Raw genomic sequence first — 17,433 nt, forward strand, 5'->3', positions numbered from 1 at the left:
GCCCTCCGGAAGGACACCATGACGATCGCACCTGCTGCTGCCGACGCCGCCACGGACCTGGTGGTGACCGACCCCGTCGACGGGACGGTCGCGTCGACCGTGCCCCGTGCCTCCGAAGCCGACGTCCGCGATGCGGTCGCCCGCGCCCGGGCAGCTGCGGGCCCCTGGGCGCGCACCGCCCCGGCCGAGCGCGGGGCGCTTCTACACGCGGCGGCCGAGCACGTGCGCGCACACGCCCAGGAACTCGCCGACCTGAACACCCGCGAGACCGGCAAGGTGCCGGGTGACGCACTCGGTGGGGTCGAGGCCGGCGTCGGGACGCTCGTGCAGTACGCCGAGCTCGGACCGGTGCACCGCGGCGAGGCGCTGCGCGGGCAGTTCGGGGCCGCCGACTGGGCCGTCCCGCACCCCCGCGGCGTCGTGCTCGCCCTGACGCCGTGGAACGACCCGGTCGCCGTGGCCTGCGGCATCCTCGGTGCCGCGATCGTCACCGGCAACACCGTGGTGCACAAGGGCAGCGAGCGGTCCCCCGCCACCATCGCGCGCCTGAACGCCCTGCTCGCTGAGGTCCTGCCCGACGGCGTGCTCGTCGGCGTGGACGGGGACCGGTCCACCGGCGAGTTGTTGCTCGCCCAGGAGGGCATCGACGTGTACGCGCACGTCGGGTCCACCGCGACCGGTGACCGGCTGTCCGAGGTCGCCGTCGCGACGCGTGCCCACGTGGTCCGTGAGAACGGCGGGAACGACGCGGTCGTCGTCGATGCCGACGTCGACCCGGTGTGGGCGGCCGCCCAGGTGGCGCTCGGCGCGTTCGCGAACACCGGGCAGATCTGCACCAGCGTCGAGCGCGTCTACGTGCACCGTGACGTCGCCGGGCCCTTCGTCGCCGCCCTCGTGGCCGAGGCGGAGCGCCGCACCGCCGCACCCGCGACGACCTACGGCCCGTTGGTCGACGACCGGCTGCGCAGCACCGTGCAGTCCCACGTCGACGACGCCCTGCAGCGCGGTGCCTCGGCACGGACCGGTGGGCTCACCCCGGACGGCGCCGGGTCGTTCTACCCGGCGACCGTGCTCACCGGGTGCACCGACGACATGCTCGTGATGACCGAGGAGACCTTCGGTCCGATCGCGCCCGTCCGCGTCGTCGACGACTTCGACGAGGGCCTCCGGCTCGCCGCCGCCGACCGGTACGGCCTGGCCGCCACCGTCCTGACGAACGACACCGGTCACGCCCTGCGCGCCGCCGCGGAGCTGCCGGTCGGCACCGTCAAGGTCAACGCGGTGTTCGGTGGTGCGCCGGGCGGCAGTGCCCAGCCGCGAGGTGCCTCCGGAGCGGGTTTCGGGTACGGCCCGCACCTGCTCGACGAGATGACCACCACCACGGTCGTGCACCTCGAGCCCGCACCCGCACGCACCGCGGGCGGCACACGGTGAGCGTCGACGTCCGGCTCGTCCGCGACCTGGTCGCCACGATCGACGACCGCGAACCGCTCGTCGTCGTGATCGGCGACTGCATCCTCGACCGGTGGACCGTGGGCGAGGCCGAGCGGGTCTCGCGCGAGGCACCGGCACCCGTCGTCCGGGTCACCGAGACCATCGCGGTGCCCGGTGGTGCCGCGAACACCGCGGTGAACGCCCGCGCGCTCGGCGCCCGGGTCCGGCTCGTCGGACTCATCGGCGACGACGAGGCCGGCGACGTCCTGCGCGAACGGCTCGAGACCGCGGGCGTTGACACCGCGTTCCTGGTCGAGATCGCAGGTGCGCGCACCACCACGAAGTCCCGCGTGGTCGGTGGCGACCGGGTCGTGGTCCGGGTCGACGACCTGGCTGGTACGCCGACCGCTGACCACAACGAACGGCTGGGGCGTGCCGTCGCCCGAGCCGTCCGGTGCGCCGACGCCGCGGTCGTCTGCGACTACGGACTCGGCGTCCGAGCCGAGGACGTCGTCCCGGTGCTCGACCGCGACCGCCCCGGGTCCATCGTCGTCGACGCGCACGACCTGCCCCGCTGGGCGTCGTTGCGACCCGACCTCGTCACGCCGAACGCCGGAGAGGCCGCAGCACTGCTCGGACGCGACCTCGGAACCGGGGCCGACCGGGTGGCCGCCGTCCTGGGCGCGCGGGCCGACGTCCTCGCCCGGACCGGAGCCCGCGCGGCCGTCGTCACGCTCGACCGCGACGGCACCGTGCTGCTCGAGCCCGACACGGACGAGGGGTTCCGCACCCGCGCGGTGCCGGCCTCGGAACAGCAGGCGTCCGGCGCCGGGGACACGTTCTGCGCCGCCGCGACGGTGGCGCTCGCGGTCGACGCGTCCGTCCGCGACGCCGTGTCCGTGGCGCAGGCCGCCGCCGACGTGGTCGTCCGCGAGGCCGGTACCTCGGTGTGCAGCGCCGCCGCGCTGCTCGACTCGGTGTCGGCGCCGGCCGCGACCGTCGTCGACCACGACGAACTCGCGGCCGCCGTCGAACGGGCCCGCCAGGCCGGTCGGCGCGTGGTGTTCACGAACGGCTGCTTCGACGTCGTGCACCGTGGGCACACGACGTACCTGCGCCAGGCCCGGGACCTCGGTGACCTGCTCGTCGTGGCGCTGAACGACGACGACTCGGTGCGACGGCTGAAGGGCCCGGAACGCCCGATCAACCCGGCCGAGGACCGCGCCGGGGTGATCGCCGCCCTGGCCTGCGTCGACCTGGTGACGGTGTTCGCGACCGACACCCCGATCCCGCTCATCGAACGGCTGCGCCCCGAGGTCTACGTCAAGGGCGGTGACTACTCGCCCGAGATGCTCCGCGAGACGGCGGTCGTCCGCGGGTACGGCGGCGAGGTGGTCATGGTCGACTACGTCCCCGAGCACTCCACGACGGCCGTGGTCCGGCGCATCCGCGAAGCCGCCGCAGCGTCGGCAGCGACCGCAGCCGCGACCGACCCCGAGGGGACCACCGACGGAAAGGTCATACCGCAGTAGGGGGTCGTCGAGACCCCGGCGGGATGGCAGCGCTCCCGGCGCTCCGTAGCGTCGAACCCGTCGACGAGGTCCGTCGGCGGAGGGAGCGTCGCCGTGTTCGACCAGATCACCCCGTTCGTCGTCGAGTTGGCCGCGAGTCCGCTCGTCTACGTCTTGCTCGTCGCCCTGTGCTTCGTCGACGGCTTCTTCCCACCGGTCCCGAGCGAGTCCGCGCTCGTAGCCGTCGCCGCCATCGCCGCGACGTCCGGCCAGCCCGTCCTGGCCGGGGTCCTGGTGGCCGCCGCGGTGGGGGCGATCGCGGGTGACTCGGTGGCGTACTGGATCGGCCGTCGGATCGGACTCGCCCGCCTGGCGCAGTCCCGACGGCCGCGGATCGCCGCGGCGTTCGCGTTCGCCGAACGGCAGATGCAGCGCCGGTCCGCGAGCCTGATCCTGGTCGGCCGCTACATCCCCGTCGGCCGGGTCGCGGTGAACATGACCGCCGGCGCGACCCGGCTGCCGTACCGTCGCTTCCTCGCCATCAGCGCGATCGCCGGGACGGCGTGGTCCGCGACCTCGGTCGGGATCGCCCTGGCCGCGTCGCAGGTGCTGCACGAGCCGCTCGTCGCCGCCCTGGTGTCGATGGTGGTCGCGGGCGGCCTCGGCATCGCGGTCGACCGGGTGATCGGTAGCATCAGCCGCAGGCGCGACACCCGTGCCGCCCGAGCGGCCGCCGCGATCGTCCCCACGACCGGCGTGCCCACGACCGACGTGTCCGCGACCGACGTGCCGACCGCGAGCACAGCACCCGTCACGCACGCCCCGTCCGCCACACCCCGCATCGTCCCCACCGGAGAGATCGTCCGACCGTGACCACCGCCCTGCTCCGCCCGCGACCGACCTGGCTGCCGCTGGCGACCCGGATCGCACTCGTGGTCGCGGTGGTGTCCCTGTTCAGCGTCGCCGCCCCGGTGACCTCGGTCTACTACGCCGTCGCCGTCCCGCTCTCCCTGCTCGTGTCGGCGGTGCTCGCGGTCAGCATCGGCATCGCCCCGTTCGTCCCCCGAACCGCAGCCGCCGCCCACCTCGTCGGTCTCGTCGCGCTCGGCCTGCTCACCGCCCCGGTCGAGACGAGCCCGTGGCCGATCCCGGTCACCGGCATCATCGGCCTGAGCGTCCTGCTCGTCGTGCTCGGGGTCCGCTCGACCTGGCGGCTGACCGCGATCGTGTGGGCCGTCGCCGCCGTGCTCCCCCTGCTGCTCGTCGCGGTGACGCCGGGCCGCTGGGACCAGCCCGCCGTGTGGGCGACGAGCTTCGTCGTGTCCGCCGGCGACACGCTCCTGGTCGCCGCGGCCGCCGTCGTCATCGGGCAGCGCCGCAGCATCCGCCAGGAGCTCGTCGCCGCCCGCCGCGACGCCGAGCTCGAGCAGGCCCGGCGCCGCACCGTCGAGGAGCGCTCCCGGATCGCCCGCGAGCTGCACGACGTCGTCGCGCACAGCATGTCCGTCGTGCACATGCAGGCGGAGTCGGCCCCGTACCGGGTGACCGACCTGCCGCAGGAGGCCCGCGCCGAGTTCGCCGCGATCGCCGAGACCTCGCGCACGGCGCTGCGCGAGATGCGCCAGCTGCTCGGCACCCTGCGCGGGGACACCGCCGCCGAGCGCGCGCCGCAGCCGGACCTCGCCGACGTGCCCGCGCTCGTGCAGGCCACGCGCGCTGCCGGCATGCCGGTGGAGCTCGACGTCGACGTCGCCGACGACGTCGACCGGCTCGCACAGCTCACCGTCTACCGGGTCGTGCAGGAGGCGCTCGGCAACGTCGCCCGGCACGCTCCCGGCGCGTCCACCGTCGTGACGGTCAGGAGGCACGGCTCGCGTCTCCGGGTCGAGGTTGCCAACACCGCTCCACCCGCTGGCACCGTGCCGACCGCACCACCCGACGACGGTGGCTTCGGCCTGGCCGGGATGCGCGAGCGGGTGACGGCGCTCGACGGCACGATCGACCACGGCCCCGTGGCGGACGGCGGCTTCACGGTCGTGGTGACCCTGCCCGTCCGCGTACCGGCGGCCGACGGGGGAAGCCGATGACGCGGGTGATGGTGGTGGATGACCAGCAGATGTTCCGCATGGGACTGCGGGCGATCCTCCAGGCCCAGGACGACGTCGAGGTCGTGGGCGAGGCCGCGAACGGTGCCGAGGCGGTGGTCGCGGCGATCCGGCTGCAGCCGGACGTGATCCTGATGGACGTCCGGATGCCGGAACTCGACGGGATCGAGGCGACCCGACGGATCACGGCGGCGCCGACGGACCGACCCGTCCGCGTGGTCATGCTGACGACGTTCGACATCGACGACTACGTGTTCGACGCCCTGCGGGCCGGGGCGAGCGGCTTCCTGCTCAAGGACGCGAGCGCCGACGAGCTCGTCGCGGCGGTGCGCACGGTGGCCGCGGGCGAGGCACTGCTCGCGCCGCGCGTGACCCGGCACTTGGTCGAGGCGTTCGTCGCCGGACCGGTCACCGCCGCTCCGCGCACCGAGGTGCTCGACGTCCTGACCGACCGGGAGCGCGACGTGTTCCTGCTCATGGCGCGCGGGCGGTCGAACGGCGAGATCGCGAGTGACCTGTTCATCGCGGAGCAGACCGTCAAGACCCACGTGGGGCGGGTGCTGGCGAAGTTGCAGTTGCGCGACCGGGTACACGCCGTGGTGCTGGCGTACGAGGCCGGTCTGGTCCGCCCGTCCGCCTGACGCGCCGCCGCGCCGCTCACGTCCCCCGAGGTTCCGAAATCTGCATATCTCACGCGCCGAAACGTCGGTCCGTGGAACCTCGGCGTCGCGCCAGCGGCGTGTCGCCCAGCCGCGCACGGGGTCGACGCGGGTCGCGGTGGGCAGACGCGACGACAGACAGACGGGAGGCCCGGTGCCAGCTGGCATCGGGCCTCCCGTCAGGGGTTGGTCGCGACTCAGGCGGCGAGGTGCGCCTGCAGGAACCAACGGTCCTTCGTGAGACCGCGCTCGATCTCGATGACGACGTCCTGGCTGTTGAGGTCGACCTCGTCGAGACCCTCGACGGCGCGACGGACCTGCAGCAGGGCCGCGTCGATCTGGGCGATGACCTCGGTGATGGTGACGTCGGAGTTCTGGAAGCCCTGCGACAGCGGCGGCAGCGTCGTGTTGGCGGCGACGGTCGCGATGCGCGAGTCGACCGGCAGGCCGAGGGCGACGATGCGCTCCGCGGCGGTGTCGGCGTAGGCCTGGGCGTGCTCGACGATGTCGTCGAGGAGCTCGTGCACACCGACGAAGTTGCGGCCGCGGACGTGCCAGTGCGCCTGCTTGCCGTTGACGACGAGTGCCTCGAGGTCGATCACGACGGGGGCGAGGAACTGTGCCACTCCGGCGGCGAGCTCCGGCGTCGTCGAGAACGGGGACGTGGTGGTCGTGGTGCTGGTGGTAGTCGTGGTCATGTCTGAACCTCCTGCGTCGTGGTTACACCGGATCGCTGGGCCTGTCCTGACCAGTTCGGTGCTGCCGATGGACACAACCATGCCCGCTTCTCTTGTATGCCGCAAGGAAGCGGAGGCTGCCCTTACCGGCGGCGAGCAGCCGCCAGCCGGCAGCGGTCAGCCGACGAGCGTGTCGAAGCCGGCGTCGCTCAGCTCGATCTGGACGGCGGAACGCGCCCGCTCGACCCAGGGGCTGTCGGTGCACCCGATCCAGACGCTCGTGCGCGGCTCGCAGTCGGCGACGCACCACTCGGCCGCCCAGCCGGTCAGGGCGTGCGCGAGGGCCTCGCCGTGGTCGGCGAAGACGAGCGGCGACACCGCCGAGGTGCGGGCGCTGCGGACCAGCCACGTCACGGTCACGCGGGGCGGCGCGGGCAGGATGCGGATCTGCTCGTCGAGGGCGACCTCGACGAAGACCTGTCCGTACGCGTTCTCCGGCAGGTCTTCGAGCTGACGGCGGATCTCCGGCAGGTCCTCGACGCCGCCGGCGATGAGGATGCGTTCGCTGGGCTGTCGCCGGGTCCGTGCCATGCTGCAACGGTAAGGCAAGCCTTACCTCATCACAAGGGCTGCTGGCCGGTTCCGGCGATCTCCACAGCCGGCACACCGAGTTCGTGCGCCAGGAAGGTCCACATCCACGACAGCGCGACGGTGTTCGTGAGCCCCGGGACGCCCTGCGCGATCTGCGTCGCGACACCGTCGCTGTAGGCCGCGAGCTTGAGGGCCACGGTGTCCGGCTCGATCGGTCCGGCGCCGCCCGGGAACGTGCCGGCGTCGGCACCGCGGCGGATCACCCGGACCAGGCAGGCCTCCCAGACGCGGATCCGTTCGGCGTACTCGGCGGCCACCTCGGGCCGGCGGGCGACCGCGGTCCAGTAGTCGGACCAGATCCGCCAGTGCTGCCGGACCTGTTCGGTGTCGCCGAACAGCGGCGCGACGAGCATCCGCAGCGCCTCGACAGGGTCGGACTCGGCGTCGACGGCGATGACGATCGCCCCGTAGAAGCGCTCCGTCTCGAGCACGACGACCTCGTTGAGGATCTCCGCCACGCTGCCGAAGTGGTAGGTCACGGTGCCGACGGACACTCCGGCCTCGGCGGCGATGTCCCGCAGGCCCGTCGCCCCGACGCCGTTGCGGACGATGACGGCACGGGCGGCCGCGACGATCATCGCGCGCCGGACCGCGGGACGCTGCCGGACGCGCGGCGCCGCACCCGCTGCGGCGTCCGCTGCCGCGCCCGGTGCAGCCCCCGCTGCCCCGGTCACGCCGAGGTCCTCGGGACGTCGTCGACGAAGGCCTGCTCGGTGACCAGCACCTCGGGGACGTCCGCGCCGCCGTCACGGGCCCAGGCCCGCACGGTGTTCACGACGTGGAAGGCCTCGGCGTCGGCGGTGACCTCGGAGGACGTCTCGAGCCGTGCCGACCAGTCCGGCTTCTCCAGGCCGATCGCCCAACGCGACGACGCCACGGCCGAGTTCGGATCGTCCGACCGGATGCGGTACGTCTCGCGGGCGTCCTCGCTGAACACGAGCCCGTCGGGGTAGACCCGCCCACCGCCGTACCCGGGGTCGACGTCGAGGGTCCACTCCCCCGTCTCGACGTCGTGCGTGACGGTGCGCTGGGGCAGCTGCTCGGTCGGTGCCACGCGCTCGATCGCGAGCGGCGTCGACCGCTCGGGCTCGTCGAAGCGCACGTCGTCGTCGGTGTCGCGCGTCCAGACGGGCAGGCACACCTCGGACGCCGTCGGGTCGATCGTGAGGGTGGCCTCGGTGCCGTGCGGCCAGACCCAGGGCCAGTAGGACGACGACACCGCGATCCGCAGGCGGTGCCCGGCGGCGAACCGGTGACCGGTCGCGACGAGCTGCACGGGCAGCGACGCCGGCTCACCGGGGACCAGCGGGTCGTTCCGGTCCATGCCGTCCCGCTTCGCCGCGTTGAGCACCCCGCGCGTCACGAGGGTCGACGAGCCGTCCGGCGCGACGTCGCACAAGCGCACCGTCAGGGTGGCGCGGGGCTGGTCGCTCGTGACCGACAGGGTGACGAGCGCGTTGCCGAGCAGGTCGAACGCCCGGCCGACGGGCAGGTCGAAGCAGACGGAGCGGCCGTCCTCGGCACGCTGGTCCGGTGGCAGGTCGGTCGCGTTGCCGAACGGGAAGAACCGTCCGGCGTCGGCGCCGGTGTGCTGCGGCGACCGGACGACGACCGGCCCGTCCTCGCCGCCGCGCAGCGTCGCGAGCGGCAGCGCGCGCCGGTGCGTCGCAGCCGACGGCCACGCCTCGGCGCCGACCCACCGGCCTCGTCGCGACGCGTAGTACGTCGCCGGTGCTTCGCCCTCGTTGATCCAGGCGCGGAGTGCGGGGTCCGCCTCCACGCCGGTGTCGATCCCGCGGAGCCAGCGGTCCCACCAGCGCAGCGTCTCCTGCAGGAACCCGATCGACGGTCCGGGTGCGAGGCCGCGGTCCGGGTACTGGTGCGACCACGGTCCGACGATGCCCTTGACCGGGGACTGCACGTTCGACACCAGTCGGAGCACGGCGTCGCGGTACGGGTCCGCCCAGCCGCCGACGGCGAGGACCGCTGCACCGATGTTGTCGTAGTCCTCGGCGGCGCTGCCGTGCCGCCAGTAGTCGTCGCGTTCCTGGTGCGCGAGCCACACCGGCGTCATCGGGCGGTTCGACTCCAGCCGCTCGCGCCACCGGTCGACCCAGTCCGTGCCGACGACCTCGGGCCGCGGCGGCCGCGAGTTGAACGCGAACATCGTCGCGCCCCACGCCGCCATGTCGATGCCGAGCACCGCTCCGCCGACGTAGTGCACGTCGTTGTCGTACCGGTCGTCGGTCGAACACACCGTGACGATGGCCTTGAGGGCAGCGGGCGCCCGCGCTGCCAGCTGCAGGGCGTTGAACCCGCCCCACGAGATGCCGAACATGCCGACGGCGCCGGTGGACCACTCCTGCTCGGCGAGCCAGGCGATCACGGCCTCTCCGTCGCGGAGCTCCTGCTCGCTGTACTCGTCGTCGAAGAACCCGTCCGACGAGCCGCTGCCCCGGATGTCGACCCGGACCGAGGCGTACCCGTGCTGGGCGTACCAGGGGTGCCGTTCCGAGTCGCGGGGCGCGGTCCAGTCGTCGAGCCGGTACGGCAGGTACTCGAGCAGCACCGGCACCGGACCGTCGGGCGACGCCGGCGACCAGATCCGGGTGTGCAGTCGGACGCCGTCGGGCATCGGGATCCACTCGTCGCGGACGGTCACGCCGTCCGGCAGCGAGTCCGGCGCGCCGATGGCGGTGAGGGTCGAAGCGTCGGCGGACACCGAGCGATCGCGGCTCATGCGTCCTCCCAGTTCCGGGTCAGGTGTCCGTCGCCGTGGTCGGTCCAGCCCTCGGTGTGCCGCCAGCGCGGCACCCCGTCGCCGACGTCGGGCAGCTCGGTGCTGCCCGGTTCGAGCGTCGCGGCGAGCAGCGTCGACGTGTACGGGTGGTTCGGGCCGGTGAAGACCCGCTCGGTCGGTCCGATCTCGACGATCCGGCCGCCGGTCATCACGGCGACCCGGTCGGCGACGCCGCGGACGACGGCCAGGTCGTGGCTGATGAACAGGCAACTGAGCCCGCGCGAGCGCTGCAGGTCGGCGAGGAGCGCGAGGATCCCGGCCTGCACCTGCACGTCGAGTGCGGTGGTGATCTCGTCGGCGATGACCAGGCGCGGCTCGGCGGCGAGGGCCCGGGCGATGCCGACGCGCTGCCGCTGCCCGCCGGAGAGCTGTGCCGGCAGCCGCTCGGCGAACTCCGGGCCGAGGCCGACCTGGGTGAGCAGCTCGCCGACGCGCTGCCGCGAGGACGTGCCCGTGAACAGCTTGAGCGGTCGCCCGATCGCCGCGCCCACGGTGCGCCGCGGGTTGAGCGACGTGTCGGCGTTCTGGAACACGAGCTGCACCGCACGACGAAGGTCCGGGGACCGTCCGGCGATCGGCTCGCGCAGGTCGCCGCTCACGGTCCCGTCGTCGAACGAGAACGTGCCCGACTCGGCCGGCACCAGGCCGGCGAGGGCGGTCGCGAGCGTCGACTTGCCACTTCCGGACTCCCCCACGACCGCGAGCGTCTCACGCGGTGCGATCGTGAAGGAGACGCCGTCGACGGCGGCCGGCAGGCCGCGTCCGTAGCGGATCACCAGGTCCTCGGCGGTCACCACGGGACGGACGAGCGGTTCGGGAGGAACGGTTCGGCCGGCCGTGGAGGCGACCGTCGACGAGACGGTCGCCGTCTCGGGCACGTGCCCCGATCCTCCCGGCCGTCGCCCGTCCGGCACCGCGGCCAGCAGGGCACGCGTGTACTCGTGCTGCGGGGCGGCGAAGAGCGCCGCCGTGGCGGCGTGCTCGACGATCTCGCCGTCGCGCATGACGGCGATCTCGTCCGCCATCGCCGACACGACCCCGAGGTCGTGGCTGACGAGCAGGACGGCCATGCCCAGCTGCCGGCCGAGGTCCGCGATCAGGTCGAGGACGGCGGCCTGGGTGACGACGTCGAGCGCCGTCGTGGGCTCGTCGAGCACGAGCACCCGCGGGCGTGCGGCGACGGCCATCGCGATCGCGATGCGCTGCTGCTGCCCGCCGGAGAGCTGGTGCGGGTAGCGGCGGACGATCGCGTCGGGGTCTGGCAGCCGGACCAACCGGACCAGCTCGGCGACGCGCTCGGGGCCGTCGGGTTCGCGGTGGGCGCGCAGGGCCTCGCGGATCTGCTCGCCGACGCGCATCGACGGGGTGAGCGCCTGGCCGGCGTTCTGCGCGACGACGGAGGCGACGCCGCCGCGGAGCTCGCGGCGGCCGGACGGTGACAGCGCGAAGACGTCGTCGCCGGCGACGCGGACCGAGCCGCCGACGATGGTCGAGCCCGCCCGGAGGTGCGCGAGCAGGGTCCGGGCGACGGTGGACTTGCCGCTGCCGGACTCCCCGACGAGGCCGAGGGTGCGCCCGGCGGGGATCGCGAAGGAGACGCCGCGCACCACGGGGACCAGGCGCTTGCCGGCCGCGTAGGAGATCGCGAGGTCGTCGACGCGGACGATGGGGTCCGTCGCGGTCGCCGGTGCGGCCGGTGCGGTGTCGGTGTGCGTCATGCGCTCACTCCCTTCGTGGCGCGGTCGACGCCGAGCGACTTGCTCAGGCCGTCGGCGGCGAGGTTGAGCCCGATCACCAGGGTCGCCAGGGCGACGATCGGTGCGAGCGTGCCGAGCGGCACCACGGTCAGCGCGGTGCGGTTCTCCTGCACCATCAGCCCCCAGTCCGGCGTCGGTGGGTTGGCGCCGAAGCCGAGGAAGGACAGCGACGCGACGAGCAGCACGATCCACGAGGCCCGCATGGCGAACTCGACGAGCACCACGTCGAGGACGTTCGGCAGGATCTCGCGGAACACGATCGACAGCGCGCGTTCACCCCGGGCCCGGGCGGCCGTCACGTAGTCCTGCGTGATGACGGTGCGGGCGGCACCACGGACGACGCGGGTCACGGCGGGCGCGTAGACGACGGTGACGGCGAGGACGATCACCCAGAGCCCGGCGTCGAAGACCGTGACGACGACGAGCAGGGCGAGGATCGACGGCACGCTGAGCAGGGCGTCGACGACGCGCATGACGGCCTCGTCGAACCAGTTGTCCGCGTACGCCGTGATGCAACCGAGCACCGTGCCGACCGCGACGGCGATCGTCGTGGCCAGGAAGGTCACGAGCAGGGCGTACCGGCCGCCGTTGAGCGTCCGCGACAGCACGTCACGGCCGTACTGGTCGGTGCCGAGCCAGTGCGTCCAGGTCGGGCCGGCGAGGACGTCGCCGGCGTTCGTGGCCACCGGGTCGTACCCGGCGATGAGCGGTGCGAGCAGGGCGAGCACGACGTGCAGGGCGATGAGGCCGAGGCCGATGCTCAGCGCCGTCGAGCCGCGCAGGGGCGCGAGGGCCCTGGCGAGGACGACGCGTCCGGGGCGGCGGGTGGCGGTGGCGGTCATGCGGCGGCCTTCCTGGTGCTGCGCGTCGTGCGGGTGCGCGTGCGCGGTCGCCGCTGGCGGGTCCGCAGCTTCGGGTCGAGGGCGAGCGCCACGAGGTCGGCGGCGAGGTTGCAGACGACGTAGATCACGGCGCTCAGGAGCGCGATCGCCTCGATCGTCGGCAGGTCGCGATTGAAGACCGACTCGAGCATGAGCTTGCCCATGCCCGGGTAGTTGAAGACGTTCTCGACGACGACGACACCGCCGAGCAGCCAGGCGACGTTGAGCGCGACGACATTCAGCGTGGGCAGCAGCGCGCTCGGCACCCCGTGCTTCCAGACCACGCGGCGCATCGTCAGGCCCTTGAGCTCCGCCGTGGTGACGAACTCTGACGCCATCACGTCGATGGTCGAGGAGCGGGCGGTGCGCACGATGTAGGCGGCCATCGCCAGGGTGAGCACGATGATCGGCAGCCAGATCGTCGGCAGGAGTTCGCCGACCGTGGCGTCGCTCCCCCGCAGCACGACGGCGGGGAAGACCGGCAGGCCGATCGCGAAGAGCAGCACGAGCACGGTCGCGACCATGAACTCGGGCACGCTCATCACGACGAGGCTGACGATCGAGATCACCTTGTCGGACGGGCGACCCCGACGGACCCCGGCGAGGACGCCGAGCGTCAGGGAGACCGTGACGCCGACGAGCATCGCGGGGACGGCGATGAGCATGCTGTTGCGGAAGGCCGTGAACAGTGTCGGGGCGACGGGTTCACCGCTGACGAGCGAGGTGCCGAAGTCGCCGTGCACCGCACCGCCGAGCCACTGCAGGTAGCGGAGCCAGACGTTCTGGTCGAGACCGAGCGTCTCGCGCAGCTGCTTGACGGCATCCGGGGTGGCGTTCTGGCCGAGGAGCTGCTGCGCGACGTCGCCGGGCAGTGCCTGCACGGCCAGGAACACGAAGAGCGAGGCGAGCACGACCGTGAGCACGGCGATGCCGACCCGGCGGAGGACGGGGACGAGGACGTCCGACGCGGTGTTCTTGGTCGTCATCGGCGCAGTCCGATCCGGAGGTAGTCGAACTCGAAGCCGTACTCCGAGTAGTTCACGACGTCGCGGGACAACCCCACGAGCCGGTCGCCGAACATCGGGGTCATGTCGGCCCCGTCCTCGACCACGAGCCGCTGGGCGTCCTGGTAGAGCGTCAGCCGCTTCGCGTCGTCCATCTCGGCGCGGGCATCGTCGAGCAGGCCGTCGAAGGTCTCGTTCGACCACGCGCTCTCGTTGTAGGACGAGCCCGTGCGGAAGATCTGGTTGAGCAGCTGGTCGATCGGCCGGCCGGTGAACCAGTAGCTCACCATGAGCGGCTTCTGCATCCAGATCTGCGTGTAGTACGAGTCCGAGCTCGCGTTGCGGACGGTCAGGCGGATGCCCGCGTCGGCGACGGCGTCGCGGTAGGCGACCGCCATCGGCGTGAAGACCGACTCGTAGCTCGACGTGTAGATCGAGGTCCGGAACCCCTCGTGACCGGCCTGCTTGAGCAGTGCCTTCGCCTTGTCCGGGTCGTACTCGCGGTGGTCGTCGACGAACGCGGCGAGCTGCGGCGGGACGGGGTTGTCCCACCCGGGCGAGCCGGTGCCCTGCAGGGCGGTGTCGACGATCTGCTGCGGGTCGTAGGCGAGCTTCATCGCCTGGCGGACCCGCGGGTCGCTGAACTCGTCGCTCGTGGCGAGCATCGGGATCGTGTACCACTGGGCGTTCTTCGACCGGGCGACGGTGGCGCGGTCGGACGCGGACACCACCCGAGCGGTCGCGAAGTCCAGGTTCGTCTGCGAGATCAGGTCGATCTGGCCGGCGAGGAGCGCGTTCACCCGGGCGGTGGTGTCCTGGATCGAGTAGAAGTCGATGCCGTCCAGCGCGGGACGCCCGGCGAAGTGGCCGTCGAACGCCTCGACACTGCCGGCACCGGCGGGGGTGAACGCGGAGAGCCGGAACGGACCCGTCCCGATCCCGGTGCGGCCGATGTCGGCGATCGCGGCCGCCGGCACGATGTAGCACTGGTACGCGGTGAGCAGCGACGGGAACTCGGCGTTCGGCTTGGTCAGCGAGAACCGCAGCGTGTACGGGTCGGTCGCACGCATGGAGTCGGCGTCCATCACCTCGCCGAGGACCCCGGCCTGCGGGCTGCCGGTCTTCTCGTCGAGGATGTGCCGGATGCTCGCGATGGCGTCGTCCGCGGTGAAGCGGCTGCCGTCGTGGAAGGTGACGCCACGGCGGAGCGAGAACGTCCACTCGGTGCCGTCGGCGTTCGCGGACCACTCCTCGGCGAGGTCGGGCACGGTGGTGCCCTGCTCGTCGAGCTTGACGAGCCGGTTGTAGAGCGCGCCGAGGTACTCGTACGCCGACAGGGAGCTGGCGGAGTCGAGGGTCTCGGCGGCCGAGGCGGCCGGACGCGCGATGCGCAGGCGACCGCCGCGTCGGGCGACGCCGGTGGCCGCCGCTTCGGGGATGGTGGGCGTGCCGGCGTTCGCGCCGGAGCTGCACCCCGTCAGGGTGAGCAGGCCGAGGCCGGCCAGACCGGCGGCGCCGGTGAGGAGCGCTCGGCGGCTCGGGCCGCGGGCGTTCCGGGGTTCGGGGACGATGGGCTGCATTCGGGGTGGCCCCTCCTGTAATCGTTCCGGTGAACGATAGAGGGAGACCGGCGATCCCCCAACTCCTGCTCCTCGTCCGTCCGAGTGTTTACGAACTCGTTACACGGGCGCCGCCGGCACGGAGCATGATCGGACCATCCCGTCCGAGGAGGATCATGGCGACGTTCACCAGGGGGTTCGGTGGCCGTCGAGCCGACCGCGACGACACCCGCATCCCGCCCGGCCAGACCCTGGTGCGCGACTGGCCGGTCCTGTCGGCCGGTGCCACGCCCGACGTCGATCCGGCGTCGTGGGTCTTCTCGATCCGCACCGAGAACGGTCTGCACACCTGGACGTGGGACGAGGTGCACGCGCTCGGCGTCGAGGACGTCACCGTCGACATCCACTGCGTCACCCACTGGACCAAGCTCGACATGCCCTGGCGCGGCGTCCCCCTCGACCGCCTGTTCGAGGACGTCGAGACGTCGCTCGACTACTGCATGGTGCACAGCACCGGCGGGTACACGACGAACGTGCCGCTCGACGAGCTGTTGGACGGCAAGGCGTGGATCGCGTTCGAGGCCGACGGTGAACCGCTCGAGCCCGAACACGGCGGTCCGGCGCGCCTGCTGGTCCCGCACCTGTACTTCTGGAAGAGCGCGAAGTGGGTGAGCGGGATCGTCATGCAGGCGGACGACGAACCGGGCTTCTGGGAGAACGCGGGCTACAACCTGCACGGCGACCCGTGGAAGGAAGAGCGGTACTGGTGACGGTTCCCGACACCGACGTGTCCACCGACGTGTCCACGGATCCGTCCACCGACCTGGAGGCCCGGATCGCGCCCGCCACCCGGCCCGCGCCCCGCAGACGGCCGGCCTGGCACCCCGCGACGGTCGCCTCGGTGGAACGCGAGACCCCGAACGCCCGTCGGGTCGTCCTGGACGTCCCGACGTGGCCGGGGAACGACCCGGGCCAGCACCTGGACCTGCGACTCACGGCCGAGGACGGCTACCAGGCATCCCGCTCCTACTCGATCGCCTCGGCGGGTGACCGGACCGACGTCGTCCTCGCCGTCGACCGCGTCGAGGGTGGCGAGGTGTCCCCGTTCCTGGTCGACGCGGTCGAGGCCGGCGACGCGCTCGAGGTGCACGGGCCGCTCGGCGGCTGGTTCGTGTGGCGCCCCGGCGCGTCCGACCGTCCGGTGCAGCTGATCGCCGGCGGCTCGGGGATCGTGCCGCTCGTCGCCATGGTCACCGCGCACGCCGAGGCCGGGGACCCCGCACCGTTCCGGTTGCTCGTCGCCGTCCGGACCCCCGACGACGTCTTCTTCCGCGCCGAACTCGACCGGGCCGTCGCTTCCGACGCTCCGCTCGAGGTGACCACCGTGTACAGCCGGATCGCTCCGCCCGGGTCCGCCGTGCCCGCGGGACGGCTGACCCGCGATGCGCTCGCCGCCGCGGTCTTCCCACCCGACGCCGGGGCGCTCGTCTACGTGTGCGGCTCGACGCCCTTCGTCGAGCAGGTGCTCCGCTGGCTCGCCGACCTCGGACACGACACCACCGACGTCCGTGCCGAACGGTTCGGGGGCAGTTGATGACGGTCGTCGATGGCAACGCGCTCGCGGGGGTCCTGTCCGAGGTGCTCGGTCCGGAGCCGACCGTGGCGGTGCTGTGTTGTGCGGGGTGCGGGTCCCGCGGATCGGTCGCACGCACCGCCGTGTACTGCTCGGCGATGGGCTCCGTCGCACGGTGCCGGACGTGCGACACCGTGCTCGTCACGGTGGTCGAGGCCGGCTCCGCGCGCTGGATCAGCCTCCCCGGTACCCGTGCCACGCTGATCCCCATACCCGAGGATCGCGGCTAGCGCAATCGCCGACCGCATGTCGTGCGGAGTTCTTGCGGCTTTCCGCACGCCCCGAACTGGGGTCCAATCCGACCGCGACGATGCTCCGGATGACTCTTCGGGACATCGCTGGGCCACCCACCCGGCGTCTCCGCTCGGGGCAGTGCGGCCTCTGCGTCCGGCGGGCGCGGGTACCCGAAGCCTGCGCCCCCGGATGCGCCCGCTCACGGCGCCCGGGAACGACAGAACCCCCGGTGCTGCTCTGTGAGCAACCCCGGGGGTCCTGTTCCGTCCGAGCGGATGACGAGATTCGAACTCGCGACCCTCACCTTGGCAAGGTGATGCGCTACCACTGCGCCACATCCGCATTCGCACGCCGTGTGGGCCGTGCGGAGTCGACTGTACCCGATCCCGGGCCCACGGACGTGTTCTGCGGCAGATCCGGGCGTGTCCGGTGTCGCGAGGCGCGGCCCGGCGCGGCCCGACGCGGTCGTCAGGCGCGGTCATCAGGCACGGTCATCAGGCACGGTCATCAGGCACCGAGGAGTTCGAT

At 72.8% G+C, this 17,433-nt stretch carries 16 protein-coding genes and 1 tRNA gene; 8 read left to right on the forward strand and 9 right to left on the reverse strand.

Features of this window, described 5'->3' with window-relative positions:
• The first annotated feature begins 18 nt into the window (after window positions 1-18).
• The 5 genes from EDF28_RS09310 to EDF28_RS09330 all read left to right on the forward strand — a co-directional run bounded on the left by EDF28_RS09310 (window position 19) and on the right by EDF28_RS09330 (window position 5,691).
• On the forward strand, window positions 19-1,434 hold the full coding sequence (locus tag EDF28_RS09310) for an aldehyde dehydrogenase (protein ID WP_123938044.1): 1,416 nt from the start codon (window positions 19-21) through the stop codon (window positions 1,432-1,434).
• Window positions 1,431-2,966 (forward strand): D-glycero-beta-D-manno-heptose 1-phosphate adenylyltransferase, encoded by a 1,536-nt coding sequence (rfaE2, locus tag EDF28_RS09315; protein WP_221182552.1) that lies wholly within the window; start codon window positions 1,431-1,433, stop codon window positions 2,964-2,966. The genes EDF28_RS09310 and rfaE2 overlap by 4 nt, the downstream gene beginning before the upstream one ends.
• A 93-nt stretch (window positions 2,967-3,059) precedes the next feature.
• The gene (locus EDF28_RS09320) at window positions 3,060-3,818 is read left to right on the forward strand and encodes a DedA family protein (RefSeq protein ID WP_123938045.1); all 759 of its coding nucleotides are present in this window, start codon (window positions 3,060-3,062) and stop codon (window positions 3,816-3,818) included.
• Window positions 3,815-5,032 (forward strand): sensor histidine kinase, encoded by a 1,218-nt coding sequence (locus EDF28_RS09325; RefSeq protein ID WP_123938046.1) that lies wholly within the window; start codon window positions 3,815-3,817, stop codon window positions 5,030-5,032. Before EDF28_RS09320 ends, EDF28_RS09325 begins: the two co-directional genes overlap by 4 nt.
• A complete protein-coding gene (locus tag EDF28_RS09330) occupies window positions 5,029-5,691 on the forward strand; it encodes a response regulator transcription factor (protein WP_123938047.1) in 663 nt (220 codons plus the stop codon). Before EDF28_RS09325 ends, EDF28_RS09330 begins: the two co-directional genes overlap by 4 nt.
• 215 nt (window positions 5,692-5,906) lie before the next feature.
• Here EDF28_RS09330 and EDF28_RS09335 read toward each other — a convergent pair whose 3' ends face one another.
• From EDF28_RS09335 to EDF28_RS09370, 8 genes are all read right to left on the reverse strand, one after another.
• Entirely contained in the window at window positions 5,907-6,407 is a 501-nt protein-coding gene (locus tag EDF28_RS09335) for a Dps family protein (RefSeq protein WP_111084072.1), read from the reverse strand.
• Window positions 6,408-6,563: 156 nt separating this feature from the next.
• Window positions 6,564-6,977: an SIP domain-containing protein gene (locus EDF28_RS09340; RefSeq protein ID WP_123292793.1), complete on the reverse strand. Its 414-nt coding sequence runs from the start codon at window positions 6,975-6,977 to the stop codon at window positions 6,564-6,566.
• A gap of 29 nt (window positions 6,978-7,006) precedes the next feature.
• Window positions 7,007-7,711: a TetR/AcrR family transcriptional regulator gene (locus EDF28_RS09345; protein WP_260154793.1), complete on the reverse strand. Its 705-nt coding sequence runs from the start codon at window positions 7,709-7,711 to the stop codon at window positions 7,007-7,009.
• Window positions 7,708-9,777 (reverse strand): CocE/NonD family hydrolase, encoded by a 2,070-nt coding sequence (locus tag EDF28_RS09350; protein WP_123938048.1) that lies wholly within the window; start codon window positions 9,775-9,777, stop codon window positions 7,708-7,710. Before EDF28_RS09350 ends, EDF28_RS09345 begins: the two co-directional genes overlap by 4 nt.
• Window positions 9,774-11,555: an ABC transporter ATP-binding protein gene (locus EDF28_RS09355; protein ID WP_123938049.1), complete on the reverse strand. Its 1,782-nt coding sequence runs from the start codon at window positions 11,553-11,555 to the stop codon at window positions 9,774-9,776. The genes EDF28_RS09350 and EDF28_RS09355 overlap by 4 nt, the downstream gene beginning before the upstream one ends.
• Window positions 11,552-12,436, reverse strand: coding sequence for an ABC transporter permease (locus EDF28_RS09360; protein WP_123938050.1), 885 nt, complete (start codon window positions 12,434-12,436; stop codon window positions 11,552-11,554). Before EDF28_RS09360 ends, EDF28_RS09355 begins: the two co-directional genes overlap by 4 nt.
• Entirely contained in the window at window positions 12,433-13,461 is a 1,029-nt protein-coding gene (locus EDF28_RS09365; protein ID WP_123938051.1) for an ABC transporter permease, read from the reverse strand. The genes EDF28_RS09360 and EDF28_RS09365 overlap by 4 nt, the downstream gene beginning before the upstream one ends.
• A complete protein-coding gene (locus EDF28_RS09370; RefSeq protein WP_123938052.1) occupies window positions 13,458-15,059 on the reverse strand; it encodes an ABC transporter substrate-binding protein in 1,602 nt (533 codons plus the stop codon). The genes EDF28_RS09365 and EDF28_RS09370 overlap by 4 nt, the downstream gene beginning before the upstream one ends.
• A gap of 155 nt (window positions 15,060-15,214) precedes the next feature.
• Between EDF28_RS09370 and EDF28_RS09375 the strand changes: the two genes are divergently transcribed.
• From EDF28_RS09375 to EDF28_RS09385, 3 genes are read left to right on the forward strand one after another with little or no spacing between them, the layout of a single operon-like run.
• Entirely contained in the window at window positions 15,215-15,808 is a 594-nt protein-coding gene (locus tag EDF28_RS09375) for a molybdopterin-dependent oxidoreductase (protein ID WP_123938053.1), read from the forward strand.
• Window positions 15,805-16,632, forward strand: a complete 828-nt coding sequence (locus tag EDF28_RS09380) for a ferredoxin reductase (protein ID WP_260154794.1) — start codon at window positions 15,805-15,807, stop codon at window positions 16,630-16,632. Before EDF28_RS09375 ends, EDF28_RS09380 begins: the two co-directional genes overlap by 4 nt.
• Entirely contained in the window at window positions 16,632-16,901 is a 270-nt protein-coding gene (locus EDF28_RS09385) for a DUF6510 family protein (RefSeq protein WP_123938054.1), read from the forward strand. Before EDF28_RS09380 ends, EDF28_RS09385 begins: the two co-directional genes overlap by 1 nt.
• Before the next feature lie 274 nt (window positions 16,902-17,175).
• Here the strand turns inward: EDF28_RS09385 and EDF28_RS09390 are convergent.
• Window positions 17,176-17,247: transfer RNA gene (locus tag EDF28_RS09390), tRNA-Gly, on the reverse strand.
• Window positions 17,248-17,433 lie beyond the last annotated feature (186 nt).

The organism is Curtobacterium sp. PhB137 (genome assembly GCF_003814955.1).
Classification (GTDB): Bacteria; Actinomycetota; Actinomycetes; order Actinomycetales; family Microbacteriaceae; genus Curtobacterium.